The sequence below is a fragment of the Rhodococcus sp. 14-2470-1a genome, from assembly GCF_002259425.1.
GTDB classification, from domain to species: Bacteria; Actinomycetota; Actinomycetes; order Mycobacteriales; family Mycobacteriaceae; genus Rhodococcoides; species Rhodococcoides fascians_E.
In genome coordinates, this window is the sequence record NZ_NPFZ01000010.1 from 1 (window position 1) to 21,066 (window position 21,066).

Consider the following 21,066-nt stretch of genomic DNA (forward strand, 5'->3'; position numbering starts at 1 on the left):
GGCTACGGCCACCATTCCGCCGCATCACTGACAGCAATGATCTATCTCAACCTCGGCGGAATCGAGGTCAAGCTACCCACACAAAAGTAAGGAGGGGCATAGATGTTCGATTACACTTGGGGCATGGGAATGCAGGGGGGCACGACCAGAGAGGTTCGCGCAGCTGCCGATGCAGCTGCGGCGACGGCGCTGTCCTCGCTTGCAGATGCCCGCCGGGCCGAGAACAGGTGCGCTGCCGCGGTGGTCCGTTCGGTACACGACTTGACCGAACTCAGATTCGCAACGGAGATGGACGTACATCACTTAGGAGAGGACGAAGCCGACATCGCGTTGGCCAGGCGCACGGTCGAATGCGAGGCCGCCGTCGCATTGTCCCTCTCCCGCATGATGACGCGTGACCTGTTGACCGTCGGTGCGCAACTCGCGTGGCGCCTACCTCGGGTCTCCGCAGCCTTCGACGAGGGCGACTTGGACTACCCACGCGCCCGGGCAATCGCACTCACCTTGGAGAAGGCACGCGACACCACGGTCGCGGCGTTGGAGGAGTCCATACTGTCGGCCGCGCTGCGCATGAACACCAGAGCACTCAAGGAGAACATCTGGCGAGCCTGGTTCGAGCACGACGCCGCCGAAGCCTCCGCCGCTCAGAAAGCAACCGAATCCGAGGAGCGCTGCGCCGAGGTGAAGCGAGGCGATGACGGTACGGCCACCCTCATTGCCAAGATGTCCACTCTCGAAGGCGCGGAATGCAACTCAGTTCTGGAAGAATTGATCGGGACAGTGTGCTCCCGTGATCCGCGGACCAAGAAGCAGCTCCGAGGATTCGCACTGCTGGCTCTCTTCCACCGCGAGGACTACATCCTCTGCACCTGCGGTCGAGCAGAGTGCCCTGTCCGCAGCACCGAGCGAGTCCACAAGGATCGTCGCCCCCACCTGCTCCAGATCATGATCGACATCAAGACACTGCTGGGGCTGACCAACGAACCCGCGACCCTCGGAGACGGAACCGTTCTCGACCCTGAAATCGCACGACACATTGCCGGCAGTGCCGAGTGGCAGATCCTACTGACCGAACTTCTCGACGCCGCGCACCACGCGACCACTGCAACCGATCGCACCGCCGAAGCCCGGGTCGAGTCCGACGATGCCTCGCCGCAACACAACACCGACGGCAACGACGGCAACGACGGCAACGACGGGGACCGCGATACCGACGGCCCCGGTGACTCAGGTGGCCCTGGTGTTCCGTCCGACCCTGATGTTCCGTCCGGTCCTGTACCGCGGGTAACTTCGGGCGGCGGCGCGTCGGAAGGTCCGCGCGCTGTGCGGCTGCTGCGCCGTGGCAAGATCCGGTCGGCAGCTCCGCTGCCTTCACGGGAATCCGCTTCCGCCAACAGAACAACGTCGTCGAAGGGCCGACACCGCGACATCGATCTGTCGAAGTGCATACAGGACTTCCTGTCCGCGTCGGCGCAAAATTCATCGTTGACCCGCGGAGTACACCCCGACGGCCATGGCGGTTTCCTCGAGCCGCCACCTGGCGCGCTGACGTACAGGCCGTCGGCCGAGCTTGTCGCACTCACGCGAGCTACGCACTGCACGTGCACATTTCCTGGGTGCAGTGTGCCGTCCGAACGGTGCGAGATCGACCACGTCGTACCGTTCGACCACAACGATCCCATCGCAGGCGGATGGACCGTTCGATCCAACCTGCAGCCTCTGTGCAAATACCACCATCAAGCGAAGACACTGAAGCTGTGGAACGCTGCGGTATTGGCCGGCGACGCGATCTACTGGGTGTCGACGTCGGGCTTGCGCCACATCACACCGTCGACCTTCGGGACAGTCGTGGTGCCCGCGACGTTCCGACATACATCGAAACACCGCATGCGGCCTGAATCGTGGATATGGAACTCGGACCGAGAGAACGGCATGGGCTACGTCGTCGACCCATGCGATCTGGACGACTCGGCGCACCCCATGTCCGCCGACAGAGCAGACGCTGCTGCGGCGCTGGAGCGGGTGCCCTCCGACGCACTGTACGAGCCGACATGGTGGGAGATGCACATCTCCGACACCGATTCGACGTGGTCGAAGGTCGCCAACATGAATTCTCCGATGGCCGACGGCACCATTCGCATACCCTCGCTCGGCGATATCGCGCGGATGACCGACACCCAGGACCGGGAGGATGCCACGTTCATTCGGCGCATGTTCGTCGAGCATCGAACCGTCATCGCAGCCCGAGAAACACGAAACTACCGGGCGCCCTTCTGAATGCTCTGCGCTCGGGACGCTAGATGATCGTGCCGACGTCCTCGGTGACCAATCGGTCGAGGGCGCGTTCTGCGATGGCTGCGATGGTCATCGACGGATTGCAGGCGGCCGCATTGCCGGGGAGAAGCGCCCCGTCGAGAACGTACAGTCCACGCTGCCCGAGGACACGACCTTCGAGATCGCACACCGAACCCATGTTGGCGCCGCCGAGTGGATGCCACGTGGTCGGCACGAGGGCGTTGGTGTCGGTGAGTACACCCGACGGACCGGCCAACCGGTGTGCAGCCGGCCCGATCTTCGACAACTGAATACCCGAGTCACCCTCCCACGGCCACCGCAGTACCGCATCGTCGACGGCACTGTCGTACACGAATCTTCCGCGTCCCTCGCTCACGCCGTACCCGACCATCGTCGTACTTCGGCCGTCCAGTCCGAGCGGCGGGAACGACGCCTGGATGATCGTGAAGGCAGCATTCGGATCGTCCCACTGCAAGCTCCCGTAGACGACGGGTCCTCCCTGCTGCGGTCCGAACCCGTTCACGATGTCGGTCCACACGTAGATGCGGTCTGCGTTGGTACCCCATCCTTCGCCGAGAGCATCCGGCATGTCGGGGATACGCCCCGACGCGGACGCCCGCAGCAGCAACTTGGTGGTGTTGGTGCTTCCCGCGGCCATGACCAGCGTGTCGGTCGTCAGAATCTTGTTCTCGAGCACCACACCCGACAGGTCCGTTCGGTCGACGTAGAGGGTCCACCTGCCGTCGGGCGCCCTCTCCACGTCCCTGACCTCGTGCAGGACTTCCACGGTGACGAGTCCCGTCGCCTCGGCCGCGGCGATGTAGGTGACGTCGACCGAGTTCTTGCCACCGTTGTTCACCCCGAGAGCGCCGTCGCCGTTGGTGTAGGACGGTGCCATTTCTCCGCGCAGTTCTGCGAGGGCGTAGTTCCAGTCGATCGGCATCGGAATCTTCGATACCGGAAATCCCTCACGCTCCGCGTTCCGGGCGAACACTCGCGCTGCCTGGTAGTTGGGACTGTCGATCAGTTCGTCCGGTGCGGTGGCCAGCCCGAGCATGCGTGCCACGCGCGGGTAGTGCACGCGGTCGAGGGTCCTCCAGTCGAGGCCGTCCGGGAAATTGGCGTCGAAGACGTGTTCCGCGGGTTGCAGTGTCATTCCCTGGTAGACGAGTGACCCGCCTCCGACGCCGGCCGCACACAGCGCCGTCATGTTGTCTCCGACGACGGCCTCGAGGAGACCGGCGTACGGATCGAAGGCGACCGGTCTCCCGAAGAACTGCGGGTTGGACCTGTGCCACAGAATGCGTTTGTCCGGGTTGGCCGCGTGCGGGAACGTCTCGGCGTTCGGGCCCGTCGGCCAGCGCATTCCACGCTCGAGGACCGTCACCGGCACACCGGCCTCCGCCAATCGAAGCGAGGCGACGCCGCCGCCGAATCCGGACCCCACGACGACGACGCGGTGGTCCTCTCGAACGAGAGGCACCCGGTTCACCCTCGAGCGGGCACCGGCCCGGCTACCTCCCAGTGCGGCGCCCGCAACAGCGACCCCCGCCCCGGTCAAGAACGTTCTGCGACTCACAGTCGGCAACGAGCCCACCCCCACCCCGTCGGAAACGACAGCCCCTTCGGACCGCGTCGACCCAAAACTAGACACCCCGGCGAAGAAGTGTCAAGGTTTTCTCGGACGCGGTGTCAGGCCAGTCGGTCGAGCGCGGGTTCGAGCCACCTGCCGAGGAACTCACGAAGGGACTCGTCCGTACGCACTGCATCGCTGTCGAAGACGATCACCGACAGGCCGAGGCGCACGGTGATCTCGACGATCTCGTCCAGGTGCCGCTCGTCGACCATGCCGCGATCGACGAGCGAGTCGAAGAACTGCCGCGCAACAGGTTTGGCGCGCGCGATCATCCCGTAGTCGAAGACAGGGTTTCCCTGCTCCGCCACCAGAAGCGCCGCGAGCACGGGATTGGAGCGAAACGCGTCACGTCCCGACACGATCATCTCGGTCGCGAACTCCGCCACGGAGCCGGTGGATTCGAGCCTCGCACGAATGCCGCCCAGAATCTCCAGCACCAGACTGGCCACCGCCTGAGACACGACCTCTTCGCGAGACCCGAAGATGCTGTAGACGGTTTGCCGCGAGACCCCCGCGGCACCGGCGACCGCGGCAACGTTGACCCCCTCGAATCCACCGTCCTCGATCAACCGCAGAGTTGCGTTGAGGACCTTCTGGCGCGACCGCATTCGTCCATTATCTACGTCGTCAGCAGTTTCACGCGGACAGGCGCGGCGGCAGGTGTTCGCGAAGATGATCGACGGCCGCGCGCACCCGTCGTGGAACCTGCGGAGCCGCCGAGTAGACGGCATGAATGTCCGCGTCGGGGGTAGCGATGTCCGGAAGAACCTGCACCAACGAGCCGTCGCGCAGCATCGGACCGACGTGCCACAGCGATCGCATCAGCAGACCGCGTCCCTCCACACACCACGCGGTGGTGACGTCCCCGTCGTTGCTCGTCATGTTCCCGGAGACCCGCAGCGCCGTCTCGTCGGCGCCGACGCCGAATCGCCACAGCACGAAGTCACCCGCGTCCTGCCGCAGCACGATGCAGTTGTGCCGGCGGATCTCCTCGATGGTGCGAGGCGATCCGTGTTCGGCGACGTACCCGGGCGAGGCGACCACGATCCGACGGCTGCGCGCGAGCCGCTTGGCGGTGGACCTCGAATCCTGCAGCGCACCAACCCGGATGGAGAGGTCGTACGGCGTCATCGATGCCGCCGGAGGTGTCGCGGAGAGTTCCACGTCCACCTCGAGTCTCGGGTGCAACGCCACGAACTCCGCCATCAGTGGCGCGATGTGCGCCCGCCCCAACCCGACCGACGAGTGAACCCGAAGTCGACCCCGCAGCTCCGCGTAGTGGCCGCTGATCGATTCCTCCAGCTCGGCCACGTCGGCCGAAATGGCCGCGGCACCGCGTGCGTACCGCTCACCTTCCGGCGTCAACGTGAGCCTGCGGGTACTGCGATGGACCAGGCGGACCGCCAACCTGGATTCGAGCTGAGCGAGTCGTTTGCTGACCGAGGAGACGGACACCCCCAGCTCGCGCCCCACAGCGGTGAGGCTCGCCGATCTGGCCACCACCTCGAAGAATCCGAGATCGTCCTTCTGCATTCGACGCCTTTCTTTCCTACAAGGAAAGAATACTTTGCCAGATGCCCCCTTTCTCCGCGGCTTCTTGCGAATTACTGTCGAACCGAACGGTCACCTACAGACCGACGCCTATAGACCGATACCTACAGACCGACACCAGGAGGACCGCTCGATGGGTTCCACGCACAGAATCGCTGTCATCGCCGGAGACGGAATCGGCAAGGAAGTGGTTCCCGAGGGTCTCGCGGTTCTGCAGGCGGCCGCGTCGACGTTCGACTTCACGCTCGATATCGAGGAGTTCGACTACGCGAGTGCGGAGTACTACACCGCCCACGGAAAGATGCTGCCCGACGGCTGGTTCGATCAACTGAATCGCTTCGACGCCATCTTCTTCGGCGCGGTCGGGTGGCCGGATGTGGTGCCGGATCACGTGTCGTTGTGGGGCAGCCTCCTGCAGTTTCGTCGCACGTTCGATCAGTACGTCAACCTCCGGCCGGTCAAGTCGATGCCGGGCGTGACAAGCCCTCTGGCCGGACGCGAGCCGGGCGAGATCGACTTCTATGTCGTTCGCGAGAACACCGAGGGTGAGTACTCGAGCATCGGCGGCACGATGTTCGAGGGCACGGACCGGGAGACCGTCATCCAGGAAACCGTGATGACCAGGACGGGAGTCGATCGAATCCTGAAGTACGCCTTCGATCTCGCCCAGCAGCGACCTGCGCGCCACCTGACCTCGGCCACGAAGAGCAACGGGATTTCCATCACCATGCCGTACTGGGACGAACGCGTCGAGAAGATGGCCGCCGGGTACGACGACGTCCGAGTGGACAAGTACCACATCGACATTCTGACCGCGAACTTCGTGATGCATCCGGATTGGTTCGACGTGGTCGTCGCCAGCAACCTGTTCGGCGACATCCTGTCCGATCTCGGCCCGGCCTGCACCGGGACGATCGGGATCGCACCCAGCGCGAACATCAACCCGGAGAGGATGTTCCCGAGCCTGTTCGAGCCGGTACACGGTTCCGCACCCGACATCGCCGGGCAGGGCGTCGCCAATCCGATCGGGCAGATCTGGAGCGCGTCGCTGATGCTCGAGCACCTCGGCGAGCCCGAGGCAGGCGCCGCGGTTCTGCGTGCCGTCGAGTCCGTTCTGGCCGACGGCTCCTACGCCACACCGGATCTGGGTGGCACGGGTACCACCGCCGGCCTCGGCGCCGCGGTGAAGGATGCTCTGCTCGCGTCGGACGTCAGCGGCCACTGAGCATGGCACGGATTCTGATCACCACCGACTATCTCGAACCGGGTGACGACGTCGACCGGCTTCTTCGCGGCCGTGGGCACACCACCGTCCACAGCCCGGCACGCGGTGCGCGCCCTCCGGGTGAGATGGCCTCGCTGCTCTCCGTCGCCGACGCCGCCCTCGTGGCGGGAGAACCGATCACGGCCGAGATGATCGATGCAGCACCCGATCTCACCGTCATTGCGCGCAGCGGGGTGGGTTACGACACCATCGACGTGGACGCGGCCTCGCGGCGTGGGGTCGCCGTGTGCAACACACCGGGGGCCAACAGCAACGCCGTCGCCGAGATGGCGTTCATGCTGGTCTCGATGTGCGCTCGACGCGTCGGCGAGACGCTCGCCGGGGTGGCGAGCGGAGGTTGGCCGCGGCACGACACCGTCGAACTACGCGGGTCGACGCTGGGGATCATCGGATTCGGGCCGAGCGGGTCACGTCTGGCCGAGCTCGCCGCGTGTTTCGGAATGAGAGTACTGGTCCACACGTCGTACCCCGACCCCGCGAGGCGGGTGCAGTACTGCGGTCTCGACGAGGTGCTTGCCGAGTCCGATTTCGTGTCGCTGCACGTGCGGCCGACGGCCCGGAACAAGCGCATGATCGGCGTTCGCGAACTGTCGATCATGAAAAGCACTGCTTCGCTGATCAATACGGCCCGAGGTTCCCTGGTCGACGAGGACGCCGTGGCGGACGCGGTGCGCTCGGGCGGTATCGCAGGGGCCGGGCTCGACGTGGTGGACGTCGAGCCGTTGCCGACCGCCAGTGCGCTGCGCGAGCTTCCGAGCGTCGTGGTCACTTCTCACCTCGCCGGCCAGACCGCGCAGGCACGCGCGAGCGCGAGTCGCTCGGCAGCGGAAGACATTCTGCGAGTCCTGGACGGGGGCGAGCCGCTCGGTCGGGTGAACCTGACCTGACTCTGCCTGGCCTGAGACTGCCGGCCCTGACAGTTCAGTGCGAGGTGTAGACCTTCAGCAACACGATGACGGCGGCCAGAGCCGCGGTCACCAGGCCGGCGACGAACACCTTGAACGTGAGGGGTTCGCCGCGTAGTCGCTGAGCGACGATCTGCAGTGTCGCGATGCGAAACACCACGACCCCACCGGCGATGAGCTGCGCCCAGAACGTCGGCAGGATCCACAGCCAGGCGAGGGCGAGGATCGCCGCCGGAACGGTGCCGGACGACGCGATGGGGACGGCGTCTCGGATCTCGTCGATCACCGTCTGCTTCTTCTGGGTGTCGGTCGATCCGTGCACCGACTCGGGAATGTTGCTGCGCGCGACGATCTCGGCGAACACGTGGGCAACGAACGTCGTCGATGCGGTGGCCAGCACGAGGAGGAACGCGTCGCCGTCGTCGATGCTCGCGGGCGACGCCGCGACCACCGCGGTCAGCACGAGGATGTTTCCGTAGACGTACGCCGACAGCCTGGCGGCAGCGCGAGTGGGGGTCAGCGGTCCGCTCGCCCGAGTGGACAGGCGCCGGTACGCAGCCGTCCGAACGATGCGGCTCCGCAGTGTGGCAATCATGTGGAGAAGACTATTGCTGCCCGATCACCTGTCGCAGTTCACCGCGCGTAGTTCGATAGATTTCCGCGAGATCGGCGTCCTCGCCTGCATCGACGCGTGTGGCCCACTCGTCGAACGCGATCCGAAGGGTCATTCCCGCGCTCTCGACCATCAGCCGTGCGAACGTGCGTGATCGCGTGCCGTTCAGGGCGCTCGTCAGCGCGTCGGACAAGCGGCACAGCGCGGTTGCATCCATCGCGATCGCAGTGGCTCGCAACTGCGCGTCTCCGTTGATGAGTCGACGCGCACGCAGCACGCGGCTCGTGGTTTCCTCCGAGGCTCCGACGAGCCGAAGAGCGGCGCGTTCGTAGATCGCTTCCATCCCGGCGAGGTCGATGTCGCGCGCGTCGGTGTGCTCGAGCCACTGCTCGATCTCGGCGTCCAGATCGAGATCCACCGACAGGATCGACTCTTCCTTCGTCTTGAACTGACGAAAGAACGTACTGGGCGACACGCCTGCCGCTTTGGCGATCTCGTCGACGGTCGTCGCGGCCACTCCCCGCTGCTCGAACAAGTCGAGCGCAGCCAGGTTGATGTCCAGCCGGGTCTCGCGCCGCCGTCGTTCCCTTAGATCGAGCACCGGCGGCGCATGATCGGACTGCGCATGATCGGACTGCGCATGATCGGACTGCGCGTGATCGGACTGCGCTGGCGCCCCACCCGCATTGTTCATCTCCGCGTCACCCTTTCTGTTGGCCTCAACATACCAGTCCATTCCAAGTTGACAGTCACTGTCAGTTCGCCGCACACTGTCAACAAGAACGTCGGCCACACTTCGAGGAATCACTGAACATGCAGACAGACGCGATGGATACTTCGCCGAGCAAGAACGAGGCCTCACAGCTGCCGCCGGGCGGGAAGCTGCTCATCGGCGTCCTGGTGGTCGCGGCATTCGTCATGATCCTCAACGAGACGATCATGAGTGTCGCGCTGCCGCGGTTGATGGTGGACCTGAGCATCACCGCAACGACCGCACAATGGCTGACCACCGGCTTCATGCTCACCATGGCCGTCGTCATCCCGACGACCGGATACCTGTTCCAGCGCTTCACGTTGCGTCAGGTGTTCGTCGCCGCGATGACGTTGTTCACCGTCGGCACCCTGCTGGCGGCGTCGGCTCCCGGGTTCGAACTGTTGCTCGCGGGCCGCATCGTCCAGGCCAGCGGCACCGCCCTCATGCTGCCGTTGCTGATGAACACCGTCCTCAACCTCGTTCCGGCCCACGAGCGAGGAAAGATGATGGGCGTCATCTCCATCGTGATCGCCGTGGCTCCTGCCGTCGGCCCGACGATCTCCGGCATCATCCTCGACGCACTCGACTGGCGCTGGATGTTCTGGCTCGTGCTGCCGATCGCGTTGATCGCCTTCGGCATCGGCGTCGGACTGGTCAAGAACGTGACGCCGACCAGCAGGCCATCCTTCGATGGGTTGTCGGTCGTACTGTCCGCGCTGGCATTCGGTGGACTCGTCTACGGGCTGAGCAGCATCGGCCACTCCGCCGAGGGATCGTCGATCCCCGTGTGGATTCCGTTGACCGTCGGAGTGGTTGCGCTGGCGATCTTCGTGATGCGACAGATCGCCCGTCAGGACTCGGAGCGTGCCCTGCTCAACATGCGGCCGTTCTCCACACCGACGTTCACCATCGGACTCGGCATGCTGATGATCAGCATGATGGCCCTGTTCGGTGCCTTGATCCTGCTGCCGATGTACCTGCAGAACATCCTCGGACTCGACACGCTGACCACCGGACTCATGCTTCTGCCCGGCGGTCTGACGATGGGCCTGCTCGCGCCGTTCGTCGGACGCGCATTCGACCGAATCGGCCCGCGGCCCCTCGTCATTCCCGGGGCGATGATCGTCAGCGCCGCTCTCTGGGCGATGACCCTGCTCGACGCCGAGTCCTCGCTCCCGATGGTCGTCGCGATCCACTGTGTTCTGTCGGTCGGTCTCGCCACGATCATGACACCGCTGATGACGTCGTCGCTGGGATCGTTGCCGAAGCACCTCTACTCGCACGGCAGCGCGATCTTCAACACCCTCCAGCAGTTGGCGGGCGCCGCCGGTACGGCACTGTTCGTGACCGTCATGTCCACGACGGCAGCCTCACGCGTTGCCTCCGGAGTCGCGGAGACCGCGGCCAGCCAGGACGGTATCCACACCGCCTTCCTGTGCGGAGGCGTCGTCTCCCTCGTCGCGGTAGCGGCCTCGTTCTTCATCCGCAGGCCTGCAGCCGACCAGCCGGCCGAGCGCGTTCAGCCGGAGGAAGTCAGGACCGCCTAGCGCCCGTACCGTGCCCGGCGGTTGAAGCCGCTGGACAACGGTTACTCCAGTCGGCATGACCAACACCCCTGACCACAGCAACACCCCTGACCACAGCAACACCGATGCCCGCTCCGAGGATTCTCCGAAGGGCGGGCATCCTGGTCCCGTCGACGAAGGCAAGAACGGCGGCATGGCCACCCGCGAGCTCGCTCCGGATCTCGCCGACGGGGATGCAACCGACGGGGACGCAACTGAAGGCAAGTCCTCGGACTGACGCCCGGCGTCGAACTCGCACCACGTGCGGTCCGCGATATCCGGCGTTACGGTGTTGAGCCGAGCCGAGCAGTGAGGACCGTCCGTGGATCTTGCCCAGTACGACGTCTTGAGTTTCGATTGTTACGGCACTCTGATCGATTGGGAAACCGGAATCGCCGCGGTTCTCGCGCCCTGGGCGCGGGATGTCGGGCTGACGATGTCCGACGAGGAACTGTTGCTCGCGTACGCCGCGAACGAGGCGCAGGCCGAGGTGGATTCACCCGGGTCGCTGTATCCCGACATCCTCGCCGACGCGTTCCGTCGCACCGGCGAGGTTCTCGGGGCTCCGGTCTCCGATACGTGGGCGACGCGCCTGGGCAGTTCGGTCCCCGAGTGGCCCGCGTTCGCAGACAGTCACGACGCTCTGGCGGCTCTCGCGTCGAGATACTCGTTGATCATCCTGTCCAACGTTCACCGCGACGGATTCGCCGGAAGCAACGCCCGTCTCGGCGTTCGATTCGACCGGATCATCACCGCGGAGGATGTCGGAGCGTACAAGCCGGCACCCCAGCACTTCGACGCTCTCGACGCCACGCTCGCGGATCTCGGCATCCCGAGGACCCGACTTCTGCACGTCGCGCAGAGCCTGTTCCACGACCACGTCCCTGCTGCGCGCCACGGCCTCGCCTCCGTGTGGATCAACCGTCGACACGCACGACCGGGGTGGGGCGCGACACCCGAGCCGACGGGCGACGTCGGCTACGGTCTCGAGTTTCCGTCCATGGCGGACTTCGCCGCCGCAGCTTTAGAGTCGAACGACTGATGACGGCGGACGCACCGCCGATGCACACTGCTCTCTCGACACCAGCGTGAGGGAGCGTGATGGCAGGGCTGCGGGTAGTGATCGCCGATGACGACGTACTGCTGAGGGAGGGGCTGTCCAGCCTGCTGACTCGGGCCGAGCTCGACGTGGTCGGCACGGCAGGCGACGCCGAGGAACTGCTCGCACTGGTGGACCGTGAGCGTCCGCAGTTGGCGATCGTCGACATCAGAATGCCGCCGACCTACACCGCGGAGGGGCTCGACGCCGCACTCCGCATTCGCAGCGAATTCCCGGGCGTCTCGATGCTTCTGCTCTCCGCTCACGTCGAGGTGGAGCATGCGCTGGAACTGCTCGACGACATGAAGAACGGGTCGGCCCAGGGCATCGGGTATCTGCTCAAGAGTCGCGTCACCGATGTCGACGATTTCGTCGGCGTCGTCGAACGCGTCGCCGCAGGATCGTCCGTGATCGATCCTGCGCTCGTCTACGAGTTGGTTGCGGCGAAACGCCGCGACGATCCGCTGGGCGCGCTGACCGCACGGGAACGTGACGTGCTCACTCACATGGCCGAGGGGCTGTCCAACGCCGGTATCGGCCGTCGCCTGTGGATCACCGAGGGCACCGTCGAGAAGCACGTCCGCAGCATTCTCACCAAGCTGGATCTGGCCGAGACCGCGGACGACCACCGACGCGTGCGCGCCGTGATCATGTATCTCGACACACTGTCGTGAGCAGCGTTCGAATCGACTCGGCCGACAGGTCGAACTTCGGCAGGAACCCGACGGCCGAGCTCGATTCCACGAGGTCCGCGAAGTCGTCTTCGTCGTGCGTGGACACCAGAATGATCGACGGCCGTGATTCGGCGCCCGCCTCGGCGATTGCTTCCACCACGTCGAACCCGCTCTCGTCACCGAGGTCGATGTCGACCAGAACCAGATCCGGGCGTGCGCCCAGGACGATCTCCACCGCCTGCGCGAGCGTCGACGCAGTTCCGACGACCGTGACGTCTGTCGCCTCCAGAATTCGGCGCGCCGACAGGCAGAACGCGTCGCTGTCGTCGACGATGAGGCAGCTGCGGGCGAAGGACTTCACTTCACCCAGGGTGTCAGACGCCGCCTCGGCCGACATGCCCGCTAGCCGGAATACTCGTCCCGCGGGCTACGTCCGATGACTACGTCCGATGACTACGTCCGTTGCACGCAAGGAGCGCCTCGTCACCCTGGTGCTGCGTCCCAGCTCCCCTCCCGTCGCCTGCGGAATCGCCCTCGCCGCGGCGCTCGTTCTGGTCGAGATCGTCGTGGTTCTGATGCTCAAACGGATCGCACCCGAGAACGCCTTCGGCGCGGTCTTCCTGTTCGGTGTGCTGGTCGTCTCCGCCGGTTGGGGATTTCGGTTGTCGATCGCGACCTCGATTGCCAGCGCCGCGGCATACGCGTACATCCACGTCATCGAAAGCAGCGAAAGCCTGGTCCCCGCAGTCGTCGTCTTCCTGGCTCTCGCGCTGCTGACGAACACGCTCGTCGGGCAGTCCCGTTTGCGTGCAGTGGAATCGGCGCGGCAGAACCGCCGAGCCACGGCGTTGGCGCGACAACAAGCGTCGCTTCGACGGGTCGCCACCCTCGTCGCCTCCAGGGCCGAGCCGGACGAGGTCTACGCCGCCGTCACCGCCGAGCTCGCCGGAGGTCTCGGCATCGAGCACGTCTCCGTCGTGCATTTCGACCCCGTGCATTTCGACCCCGTGCAGGCTCGTTCGGGGTTGGACAGCTCGACGCCGGGGACGTACGTGGTGCTCGCGGGGCGTGACACCACCGAAGGACATCGGCTCACTCCCGGTGAAAGGCTCACGCTCGGCGGACACAACGTGTGCACCGCGGTCGCCGCGACGGGCCGACCCGCGACGATCGACTTCACCACCGCAACAGGCGATATCGTCGACCGTCTCCAGGGCCGAGGAATTGCACTCGGCCTGGGCGTACCGATCAGCGTCGACGGAAGAATCTGGGGTGCGATCGTCGTCGGCTCCACCGAGAGCTCGGTCGAGCCCGATCTGCAAGACCGACTGACCGACTTCGCGGACCTCCTCGCCACCGCCGTCTACAACAGCGAGACGCGAGAAGAGCTCACCCGGTCGCGGGCTCGTGTCGTCGCCGCTGCGGACCAGGCCCGACGGAGCATCGAACGAGACCTGCACGACGGCGCGCAACAGAGAATCGTCTCTCTCGGAATGGAATTGAGAACAGCACAGGCCGTCGTTCCCGAGGATCTGCGCGAGCTGAGACAGAGCCTGGACCGCAGTGTCGACACACTCGCGCAGATACACTCCGATCTCCGCGAGCTCTCACGCGGCATACACCCCGCCATCCTCTCGCGCGGCGGACTGGCGCCTGCACTCAAGACGCTTGCTCGTCGCAGCCCGGTACCGGTATCGCTCACGACGGACATTCCGGTTCGCCTGGACGACTCCATCGAAGTGGCAGCGTATTACGTCGTCGCCGAATCACTCACCAACACTGCCAAATACGCCGGCGCCTCACATGTCCAGGTGACTGCGGTCGTCACCGACGGCGACCTGACCCTCACCGTCGCCGACGACGGTCGGGGCGGCGCCGACCCCACCCTCGGATCGGGCCTGATCGGTCTGCACGACAGGGTGGCGGCAGCAGGCGGCACGCTGGCACTGCACAGCCCTCCCGGTGCGGGCACGTCTCTCACGGTCACCATCGCGGCGCCTACCGGCTAGCCGGTATCGCGCCCGGCCGAAATCAGGCACACGGTGTGGACGCCAGCCGCGACGACATCGACGCGCGCGTGGACGAGTGTTCTGGGTACCACCCTTTCGGGGCCCAGCATTTCCATTCGAGGAGCTCACCATGCCGTACATCACCACAACCGACGGAACCGAGATTTACTACACCGAGCAGGGCACCGGTAAGCCGGTGCTGCTCAGCCACGGGTGGCCGCTGTCCTCGGATGCGTGGCAGCTCGAACTCAAGCTGCTCGCCGACGCCGGATACCGCGCCATTGCCCACGATCGCCGCGGCCACGGACGTTCCTCGAAGACCTACACCGGCAACGACATGGACACGTATGCTCGCGACCTCGCCGAACTCGTCGAGGCACTCGATCTGCAGGAGCTCACTCTCATCGGTCACTCCACCGGAGGCGGCGAGGTCGTCCGCTACGCAGCGCAGCACGGCGGAACCCGCGTCGCCCGGGTCATCACGGCGGGTGCCGTACCTCCCATCATGCTGAAGTCCGACGCCAATCCGGAGGGCACCCCGATCGAGGCGCTCGACGACATCCGCAACGGCGTCCTGACCGACCGGTCGCAGTTCTACAAGGATCTCGCCGAGCCGTTCTTCGGGGCCAACCGCGACGGCGCACAGGTGTCGCAGGGAGCGAAGGACGACTTCTGGCGTCAGGGCATGCTGGTGAACCTCGCCGCGGCGTACGACTGCGTCAAGGCGTTCTCCGAGACCGACTTCACCGAGGACCTGAAGGCTCTGACCGTTCCCGTGTTCATCGCTCAGGGCGACGACGATCAGATCGTGCCGATCGCCGCGGCAGCGCTGAAGTCCATCGGCCTCGTCAAGGACGGCACGCTCAAAGTCTATCCCGGTGCACCGCACGGCATCCACGGCGATTACCAGAAGGCCTTGGACGCAGACATTCTCGCTTTCATCGCGAAGTAGCGCGGGCCGTACCTCTCTTCCGTGCGTGTGGAGTCACGACCGTGGTGGTTCCACACGCACGGCACGGAATCTGCCCAATACTGCAAATTACATAGTGCAACATGCAGTCACGGGTGTATCGTCATCGCCACAGTGCGCAGCGTCCGTCGTCGGGATCGGCGCGCCTGCCAAATCGATCTGTGCTCGTGGACTCGTGGACAGTGCCCACGAACCGTCCACGTGAGAACACGTGACGCTTCGGACGGAGCAACTCGATGGTCGGGACATGCACTCCCCTCGTTCGTGCGCGATTGTCGGCTCTCACCGTCCTCGCACTCGGGATGACCGTGCTTCTGGCGTGTAGTTCCACCGCCGGCACGGACTCCGCTTCCAACGCCGACTCCAATGCAGGATCGGAGACGAACGCGAGCGCACTCGCCGAGGCTCCTCCGCAGGTTCCACCCGCGTCGATCGACCGGGCAGCCGTCGACGCCGCCGTCGGACAACTCGACGGGTACGTCGAGGACATGATGGCGCGAACGGGCGCTCCCGGTATCGCCGTCGCGGTCGTCTACCAGGACGAAGTGCTGTATTCGAAAGGTTTCGGTGTACGCAAGGTGGGCGAACCGGACCCGGTGGACACCAACACCATGTTCCAGCTTGCCTCGGTGTCGAAGCCCGTTGCGTCGTCGGTGGTCGCCTCGCTGGTCGGCGAAGGCAAGCTCGACTGGGACGAGCCGATCCGCCGGTTCGAACCGGGTTTCGCGGTGTCGGATCCGTACGTCACCGAGAATGCCAGCTTCACCGACCTGATGTCGCACCGCTCCGGCCTGCCCGATCACGCAGGCGACCTCCTCGAAGACCTCGGCTACAGCTACGACGAGATCATCGCCCGATTGAATCAGGTTCCGTTGGAACCGTTTCGCGACAATTACGACTATACCAACTACGGGTTCTCCGCAGCAGGCGTGGCAGCAGCCAAATCCCAGGGCACCACGTGGGCGGAACTGTCCGAGCAGAAGATCTACGAACCCCTCGGCATGACCAACACGACGTCGAGTCAGCAGGAATGGGTCGACTCGCCCAACCATGCCTTCAATCACGTTCCGACGGAACCGGGTTCGACCACGTGGGAGGCGAAGTACGTCAGCGATCCCGAAGGCCAGGCCCCGGCGGGTGGTGCAGCGTCCTCCGTCGACGACATGGCCCAGTGGATCCGCATGGAACTCGCGGGCGGGGAGTACGACGGCACCACCGTCGTCGAGCCCGAAGCCCTGCAGTTCACCCACCAAGCGCATTCCCTCGCCCACCCCGCGGAGACGCCAGGCGCGCGAGACACTTTCTACGGCATCGGCTTCAATGTCGGCACCGACAGTCAGGGCCGCGTCGAGGTCAGTCATGCAGGGGCGTTCGGACTCGGCGCGAGCACCGACGTCGTGATGCTACCGAGCGAGCAACTCGGCATCGTCGTACTCGCCAACACCGCACCCGTCGGTGTCTCGGAAACCATTGCGGCACAGTTCATGGACTACGCCAAGAACGGTGAACTCACCGTCGACTGGGCGCCGTTCATCGCAGGCCAGTTCGAGAAGATGGTCGAGCACGGCCGTTCCGAGACGGACTACGAGAATCCGCCCGGGTCGGCGACGCCTGCACGGGAGCCGAGCAGTTACGTCGGCACGTACACCAGCCCGTTCTACGGCGCTGCCGAAGTCACTGCCGAAGGCGACGAACTGGTGCTGAAACTCGGCAAGGAACTGCAGTCGAGTTACCCCCTCACCCACTACGACGGCGACACCTACTGGTTCGAGCCCGTCGGCGAGAACGCGTCGGGGCCGACAGGCGCCGAGTTCGCCCTCACCCCCGGAGCGCCGACCACACTCACCGTCGAGTATCTCGATCCTCTCGGACTCGGCACGTTCACCCGCTCCTGACGCGTACACGGCAACCGACTTGTAGACCTCCACGACACGAACGGACCCCAGACGATGCACCGCACTTCAGGCAAACTATTGACCATTCTGTTCACTGCAGGACTGCTCGTCGCGGCATGTTCGTCGGGCAACGACAGTGCTGTGTCCGAGAGTGCTGTGTCCGAGAGTGCTGATTCGTCCTCGGCCCTCGTGCCGTTCGACACTGCGGCGATGGACGCGGTAGTGGACGAGATGGCGAAGGAATACCGCGAGATCGGCATGGTGGTGTTGATCCGGACTCCGAACGGCGAGTACGTGAACACCTGGGGCAGCACGGATGCTGGTACCGCGACGCCACCTACGCTCGACACCAAGGTGCGCGTCGGGTCCAACACCAAGACGTGGACGGGCACCGTCATCCTGCAGATGGTTCAGGAAGGCAAGATCTCCGTCGACGATCCGGTGAGCCAGTATCGCCCCGATGTTCCCAACGGTGAGAACATCACCATCGGACAACTCCTCGACATGCGCAGCGGTCTCTACAGCTACACCCAGACCGTCGAGCTCAACCGAGCGCTCGACGAGGATCCCGAAAAAGTGTGGCAACCAGAGGAACTGGTTGCACTCGGGCTCTCCAACCCGCCGACGTCCGCGCCGGGTACCGAATACAACTACTCCAACACCAACACCGTGCTGCTCGGGCTGATCGCGGAGCAGTTGGACGGAAAGCCGATCGCGCAGATCTACCAGGATCGACTGTTCTCCGCGCTCGAGTTGACGGACACCTCGTTCCCGGCGAACACCGACACCTCCATTCCCGCGCCGTACACCGCCGGATACTCCTACAGCGGAAACCTCGAAACCCTCGGCGAAGGAAAGGAATCGCTGTCGCCCGAACGTATCGCCGCCATCGACGCAGGCTCCGTCACGCCGAGAACGACGACGAACGACAACCCGTCGTGGACGTGGTCGGCCGGACAAGGAATTTCGACGGCGAACGAGATGGCCACGTGGGTGAAGGCTCTCGCCGTGGGCGAACTGCTCGACGCCGACACCCAGCAGCTGCGGATGGACAGCATCACCCCGAGCGACGACACGGGAAACGCGGCGTACGGCTACGGAATCGCACAGATGGGTCCGCTGTACGGGCACATCGGCGAGATGCCGGGATACAACTCCTTCATGGGATACGACCCGGAGAACGACGTCACGTTCGTAGTCTGGGCCAACCTCGCCCCGGCGGTCGACGGCAGCGCACCCGCCGCCAAGGTCGCCCGAGAACTGTTCCCGTTCGTGTACGCGGCGCCGTCCGCCGAAGCCTCGAACGCCGTCGAGGAGCACAGCGACGATGCCGGCGAGTGACAGGCCGGCACATGACAGGCAGGCACGTGACAGCTCGGGCCGATAGTTAGGATCGGGACGTCGGCGCCGATCGGCGATCGGTCTTTCGGCAGGAAGGACCATCGGTGGCGCAGGGCGATCTGAACACAACCTCGTACGTCATCCTCGGATTGCTCGCCACGCGGGATTGGACGGCTTACGACATCTCGGTGCAGTTCGGCCGTGGAGTCGCCGAACTGTGGCCCCGGGCCGACCGCCAGCTGTACAACGCGCCGAAGAAGCTGCTCGAACGGGGCCTCGTCTCGGCATCGACGGATCCGGTGGGCACCGGCCGCAGCCGCACCGTCTACTCGATCACCGACGCAGGCCGCGACGCCCTCGCATCATGGCTCGCGACGGCGTCCAGGCCGTCGGCCATGGAGTTCGAAGGCATGATTCGGGTGCTGTTCGCCGAACAGGGCTCGCTCACCGACCTGCGCAACAACATCACCACGATGCGCGATCAAGCCCAGCAGACCCGTGCACTGTTCCTGGCCCACGCCGAGCGTCTGCACGACGTCGACAACTCGACGTTCCCCGAACGCCAACACCTGATGACGCTGGCCAACCGCTTCATGATCGGCCACTTCACCCACATCTCCGACTGGGCGGAGTGGGCTCTGACCGAAACCGACACGTGGTCGGACACGACGTCTCCGGCCACCACTCACCGCGAACGCAGCCGCGCCATTCTCGAGGAATCTCTGGAGCAGGATCGAACGCCGCCGGACTGAACACTCCGGCCTGCAGGTTTGAGAGCACGCCGGGGTGGAATCCATGCTCGTGAACTCACCCAGCGGCGCAACTACGTGCTGAGCATCCTCGGACTCGTGTTGGCCGCGACGGCGCTGATCGTCCTGGCGCAGGTCGTGTCCGAGAAGTCGTCGATCCCTGCCGCAGCGTTGCTCACCGTGGCAGGTCTTGCGGTGTCGACGTCGTCGCTACCGGACATCGTGTTGGACCCGGAACTCGTGCTGACGCTGGTGATTCCGCCGCTGCTCTACAGTGCAGCGTTGAACTCGTCGCTGGTCGCGATCCGTCGCAACGTGTGGACGATCCTGAGTCTGTCCGTCGCGTTGGTCGTGGTGACGGCCTCCATCGTCGGCGTCGGATTGGCGCTGCTGATACCCGGGGCGACCCTCGCCGCGGGAATGGCCCTGGGAGCTGCCGTCGCACCGCCCGATCCCGTGGCTGCACTCGCGGTCGGCAGGCGAGCCGGCATACCGCCGAAGTTGATCACGCTGATCGAAGGCGAGGGACTGCTCAACGACGCGACCGCGCTGACGATGCTGACCGTCGCGGCCACGGCGATCGCGGCGCAGGACATGACCTTCACGCACGCGGGCGGACTCTTCGTGCTGGCCGCGGTCGGCGGAGTCATCGTCGGGTGCGCGATCGCGCTCGTCATCAGGTTCGTGCAGAAGTTCCTCGGCGATGCGCTTCTGCTCAATGTCGTATCCCTGGCCACACCGTTCGTCGCCTACGTCGCCGCGGAGGAAGTGCACGCGTCGGGAGTGCTCGCTGTCGTCGTCGCTGCTCTCTTCATCGGCCACGACACTCGCCACGCCGTGTCCGGAGCGAGCAGATTGCAGACGGGCGCAATGTGGAGATTGATCGATCTGCTGCTCGAGGGTTTCGTGTTCCTGCTGATCGGCGAACAATTGCCGACGGTGATCGAGGGGCTTGCGGCCTACCCGCTCACCACCGTCGTCGGCGCCGTCGCGGTCACGCTCGCCGGCGTGCTGCTCGTCCGTCCCCTGTGGCTGCTCGGCACCGAGGCAGCGGCACGCATGGCCAACCGGTCTTCCTCTCGGTCTTCGCGGCTGTCGGGACGGGAGGTTGTGGTGATGAGCTGGGCGGGAACTCGCGGAGTGATCACCGTCGCCGCAGTGTTCTCGCTACCGCTGACGACGGAATCGGGTGAGCCGTTCGAGATCCGAAATCTGTTGCTGTTCTGTGCTTTCGTGGTCGTCCTGGTGACCGTGGTGGCACAGGGCACGACGTTCGCCCCTCTCGTGCGACTGCTGAACGTGCGGGCCGACCCCGCCGCCGAATCGAGGTTGCGCAACGAAGCGCGCGTGGGCGTGACGAAAGCGGCCTTACAGCAACTCGATCACATCGCCGACGAGGAGGAGATCGACGACGACGGCCGCGCGCTCATGCGCCGCGAGCTCGAGGAGCGCATCGACCGGTACAACCGCAGGCTCGATCATCTCGACGAGACCGACGACGACGCACCCGTCATCTCCCCCGAGCAGCAGGCCGCGACAACGGTCCGCCGTCGCCTCATCGACGCCCAACGCGAGGAACTGGTGCGCTGGCGTGACTGCGGACGCCTCCCCGACGCCGGAATGCGGAGCCTCGAGCACGAACTCGACCACGAGGAGCATTCCTTCAAACAGCACCCGGACGAGACGGACCAACCGGGCTAGGTTTTCCTCAGCGCAGTTTCCTCA

The 21,066-nt window shown here is 65.2% G+C and carries 19 protein-coding genes; 13 read left to right on the forward strand and 6 right to left on the reverse strand.

Annotated elements, in window-relative coordinates:
* The first annotated feature begins 102 nt into the window (after positions 1 to 102).
* Positions 103 to 2,277 (forward strand): HNH endonuclease signature motif containing protein, encoded by a 2,175-nt coding sequence (locus CH292_RS04710; protein ID WP_094654097.1) that lies wholly within the window; start codon positions 103 to 105, stop codon positions 2,275 to 2,277.
* 19 nt (positions 2,278 to 2,296) lie between these two features.
* Here the strand turns inward: CH292_RS04710 and CH292_RS04715 are convergent, their stop codons facing one another.
* The 3 genes from CH292_RS04715 to CH292_RS04725 form a co-directional block, all read right to left on the reverse strand.
* On the reverse strand, positions 2,297 to 3,883 hold the full coding sequence (locus tag CH292_RS04715; RefSeq protein ID WP_179277906.1) for a GMC oxidoreductase: 1,587 nt from the start codon (positions 3,881 to 3,883) through the stop codon (positions 2,297 to 2,299).
* A gap of 104 nt (positions 3,884 to 3,987) precedes the next feature.
* The gene (locus tag CH292_RS04720) at positions 3,988 to 4,539 is read right to left on the reverse strand and encodes a TetR/AcrR family transcriptional regulator (protein WP_033189243.1); all 552 of its coding nucleotides are present in this window, start codon (positions 4,537 to 4,539) and stop codon (positions 3,988 to 3,990) included.
* A gap of 28 nt (positions 4,540 to 4,567) precedes the next feature.
* Complete coding sequence (locus tag CH292_RS04725) at positions 4,568 to 5,464, reverse strand: LysR family transcriptional regulator (protein ID WP_094654099.1); 897 nt, start codon at positions 5,462 to 5,464, stop codon at positions 4,568 to 4,570.
* Between the two features lie 151 nt (positions 5,465 to 5,615).
* Here CH292_RS04725 and CH292_RS04730 point away from each other — a divergent pair, with 151 nt between their 5' ends.
* Together CH292_RS04730 and CH292_RS04735 are read left to right on the forward strand one after the other, a co-directional pair.
* Positions 5,616 to 6,707 carry a tartrate dehydrogenase gene (locus CH292_RS04730; protein ID WP_019663715.1) on the forward strand — a complete coding sequence of 364 codons (1,092 nt, stop codon included), beginning with the start codon at positions 5,616 to 5,618 and terminating at the stop codon, positions 6,705 to 6,707.
* Positions 6,708 to 6,709: 2 nt separating this feature from the next.
* Positions 6,710 to 7,654 (forward strand): phosphoglycerate dehydrogenase, encoded by a 945-nt coding sequence (locus CH292_RS04735; protein WP_019663716.1) that lies wholly within the window; start codon positions 6,710 to 6,712, stop codon positions 7,652 to 7,654.
* Between the two features lie 34 nt (positions 7,655 to 7,688).
* Here CH292_RS04735 and CH292_RS04740 read toward each other — a convergent pair whose 3' ends face one another.
* Both CH292_RS04740 and CH292_RS04745 read right to left on the reverse strand, forming a co-directional pair.
* Positions 7,689 to 8,267 (reverse strand): hypothetical protein, encoded by a 579-nt coding sequence (locus CH292_RS04740; protein WP_019663717.1) that lies wholly within the window; start codon positions 8,265 to 8,267, stop codon positions 7,689 to 7,691.
* A gap of 10 nt (positions 8,268 to 8,277) precedes the next feature.
* Positions 8,278 to 8,979 (reverse strand): TetR/AcrR family transcriptional regulator, encoded by a 702-nt coding sequence (locus CH292_RS04745; RefSeq protein ID WP_230594270.1) that lies wholly within the window; start codon positions 8,977 to 8,979, stop codon positions 8,278 to 8,280.
* 119 nt (positions 8,980 to 9,098) lie between these two features.
* Here CH292_RS04745 and CH292_RS04755 point away from each other — a divergent pair, with 119 nt between their 5' ends.
* The 4 genes from CH292_RS04755 to CH292_RS04770 all read left to right on the forward strand — a co-directional run bounded on the left by CH292_RS04755 (position 9,099) and on the right by CH292_RS04770 (position 12,377).
* Complete coding sequence (locus CH292_RS04755; protein ID WP_019663719.1) at positions 9,099 to 10,586, forward strand: MDR family MFS transporter; 1,488 nt, start codon at positions 9,099 to 9,101, stop codon at positions 10,584 to 10,586.
* 55 nt (positions 10,587 to 10,641) lie between these two features.
* Positions 10,642 to 10,842, forward strand: coding sequence for a hypothetical protein (locus CH292_RS04760; protein WP_094654100.1), 201 nt, complete (start codon positions 10,642 to 10,644; stop codon positions 10,840 to 10,842).
* An 84-nt stretch (positions 10,843 to 10,926) separates the two neighbouring features.
* Positions 10,927 to 11,646 carry a haloacid dehalogenase type II gene (locus CH292_RS04765; protein ID WP_094654101.1) on the forward strand — a complete coding sequence of 240 codons (720 nt, stop codon included), beginning with the start codon at positions 10,927 to 10,929 and terminating at the stop codon, positions 11,644 to 11,646.
* A gap of 59 nt (positions 11,647 to 11,705) precedes the next feature.
* On the forward strand, positions 11,706 to 12,377 hold the full coding sequence (locus tag CH292_RS04770) for a response regulator transcription factor (RefSeq protein WP_019663722.1): 672 nt from the start codon (positions 11,706 to 11,708) through the stop codon (positions 12,375 to 12,377).
* Here CH292_RS04770 and CH292_RS04775 read toward each other — a convergent pair.
* Positions 12,352 to 12,738 (reverse strand): response regulator transcription factor, encoded by a 387-nt coding sequence (locus CH292_RS04775; protein ID WP_256977920.1) that lies wholly within the window; start codon positions 12,736 to 12,738, stop codon positions 12,352 to 12,354. The two genes, CH292_RS04770 and CH292_RS04775, sit on opposite strands and share 26 nt — an antisense overlap.
* An 88-nt stretch (positions 12,739 to 12,826) precedes the next feature.
* Here CH292_RS04775 and CH292_RS04780 point away from each other — a divergent pair, with 88 nt between their 5' ends.
* The 6 genes from CH292_RS04780 (at position 12,827) to CH292_RS04805 (ending at position 21,042) form a co-directional block, all read left to right on the forward strand.
* Positions 12,827 to 14,386, forward strand: coding sequence for a GAF domain-containing sensor histidine kinase (locus CH292_RS04780; protein WP_094654103.1), 1,560 nt, complete (start codon positions 12,827 to 12,829; stop codon positions 14,384 to 14,386).
* Positions 14,387 to 14,516: 130 nt separating this feature from the next.
* The gene (locus CH292_RS04785) at positions 14,517 to 15,338 is read left to right on the forward strand and encodes an alpha/beta fold hydrolase (protein WP_019663725.1); all 822 of its coding nucleotides are present in this window, start codon (positions 14,517 to 14,519) and stop codon (positions 15,336 to 15,338) included.
* 254 nt (positions 15,339 to 15,592) lie between these two features.
* Positions 15,593 to 17,251, forward strand: coding sequence for a serine hydrolase (locus CH292_RS04790; protein ID WP_094654104.1), 1,659 nt, complete (start codon positions 15,593 to 15,595; stop codon positions 17,249 to 17,251).
* 54 nt (positions 17,252 to 17,305) lie between these two features.
* Positions 17,306 to 18,592, forward strand: coding sequence for a serine hydrolase (locus CH292_RS04795; RefSeq protein WP_094654105.1), 1,287 nt, complete (start codon positions 17,306 to 17,308; stop codon positions 18,590 to 18,592).
* A 104-nt stretch (positions 18,593 to 18,696) separates the two neighbouring features.
* Positions 18,697 to 19,344 carry a PadR family transcriptional regulator gene (locus tag CH292_RS04800; RefSeq protein WP_094654106.1) on the forward strand — a complete coding sequence of 216 codons (648 nt, stop codon included), beginning with the start codon at positions 18,697 to 18,699 and terminating at the stop codon, positions 19,342 to 19,344.
* A gap of 18 nt (positions 19,345 to 19,362) precedes the next feature.
* Positions 19,363 to 21,042 (forward strand): Na+/H+ antiporter, encoded by a 1,680-nt coding sequence (locus CH292_RS04805; protein WP_094654107.1) that lies wholly within the window; start codon positions 19,363 to 19,365, stop codon positions 21,040 to 21,042.
* The last annotated feature ends 24 nt before the right edge of the window (positions 21,043 to 21,066 follow it).

What these genes read in the sequence shown, in the direction of transcription:
- CH292_RS04730 (WP_019663715.1), top strand. Translation starts at nt 5,616, where the DNA reads ATGGGTTCCACGCACAGAATCGCTGTCATCGCCGGAGACGGAATCGGC.
- CH292_RS04770 (WP_019663722.1), top strand. Translation starts at nt 11,706, where the DNA reads ATGGCAGGGCTGCGGGTAGTGATCGCCGATGACGACGTACTGCTGAGG.
- CH292_RS04720 (WP_033189243.1), bottom strand. Translation starts at nt 4,539, where the DNA reads ATGCGGTCGCGCCAGAAGGTCCTCAACGCAACTCTGCGGTTGATCGAG.
- CH292_RS04760 (WP_094654100.1), top strand. Translation starts at nt 10,642, where the DNA reads ATGACCAACACCCCTGACCACAGCAACACCCCTGACCACAGCAACACC.
- CH292_RS04735 (WP_019663716.1), top strand. Translation starts at nt 6,710, where the DNA reads ATGGCACGGATTCTGATCACCACCGACTATCTCGAACCGGGTGACGAC.
- CH292_RS04780 (WP_094654103.1), top strand. Translation starts at nt 12,827, where the DNA reads ATGACTACGTCCGTTGCACGCAAGGAGCGCCTCGTCACCCTGGTGCTG.
- CH292_RS04795 (WP_094654105.1), top strand. Translation starts at nt 17,306, where the DNA reads ATGCACCGCACTTCAGGCAAACTATTGACCATTCTGTTCACTGCAGGA.
- CH292_RS04745 (WP_230594270.1), bottom strand. Translation starts at nt 8,979, where the DNA reads ATGAACAATGCGGGTGGGGCGCCAGCGCAGTCCGATCACGCGCAGTCC.
- CH292_RS04710 (WP_094654097.1), top strand. Translation starts at nt 103, where the DNA reads ATGTTCGATTACACTTGGGGCATGGGAATGCAGGGGGGCACGACCAGA.
- CH292_RS04725 (WP_094654099.1), bottom strand. Translation starts at nt 5,464, where the DNA reads ATGCAGAAGGACGATCTCGGATTCTTCGAGGTGGTGGCCAGATCGGCG.
- CH292_RS04755 (WP_019663719.1), top strand. Translation starts at nt 9,099, where the DNA reads ATGCAGACAGACGCGATGGATACTTCGCCGAGCAAGAACGAGGCCTCA.
- CH292_RS04790 (WP_094654104.1), top strand. Translation starts at nt 15,593, where the DNA reads ATGGTCGGGACATGCACTCCCCTCGTTCGTGCGCGATTGTCGGCTCTC.
- CH292_RS04740 (WP_019663717.1), bottom strand. Translation starts at nt 8,267, where the DNA reads ATGATTGCCACACTGCGGAGCCGCATCGTTCGGACGGCTGCGTACCGG.
- CH292_RS04785 (WP_019663725.1), top strand. Translation starts at nt 14,517, where the DNA reads ATGCCGTACATCACCACAACCGACGGAACCGAGATTTACTACACCGAG.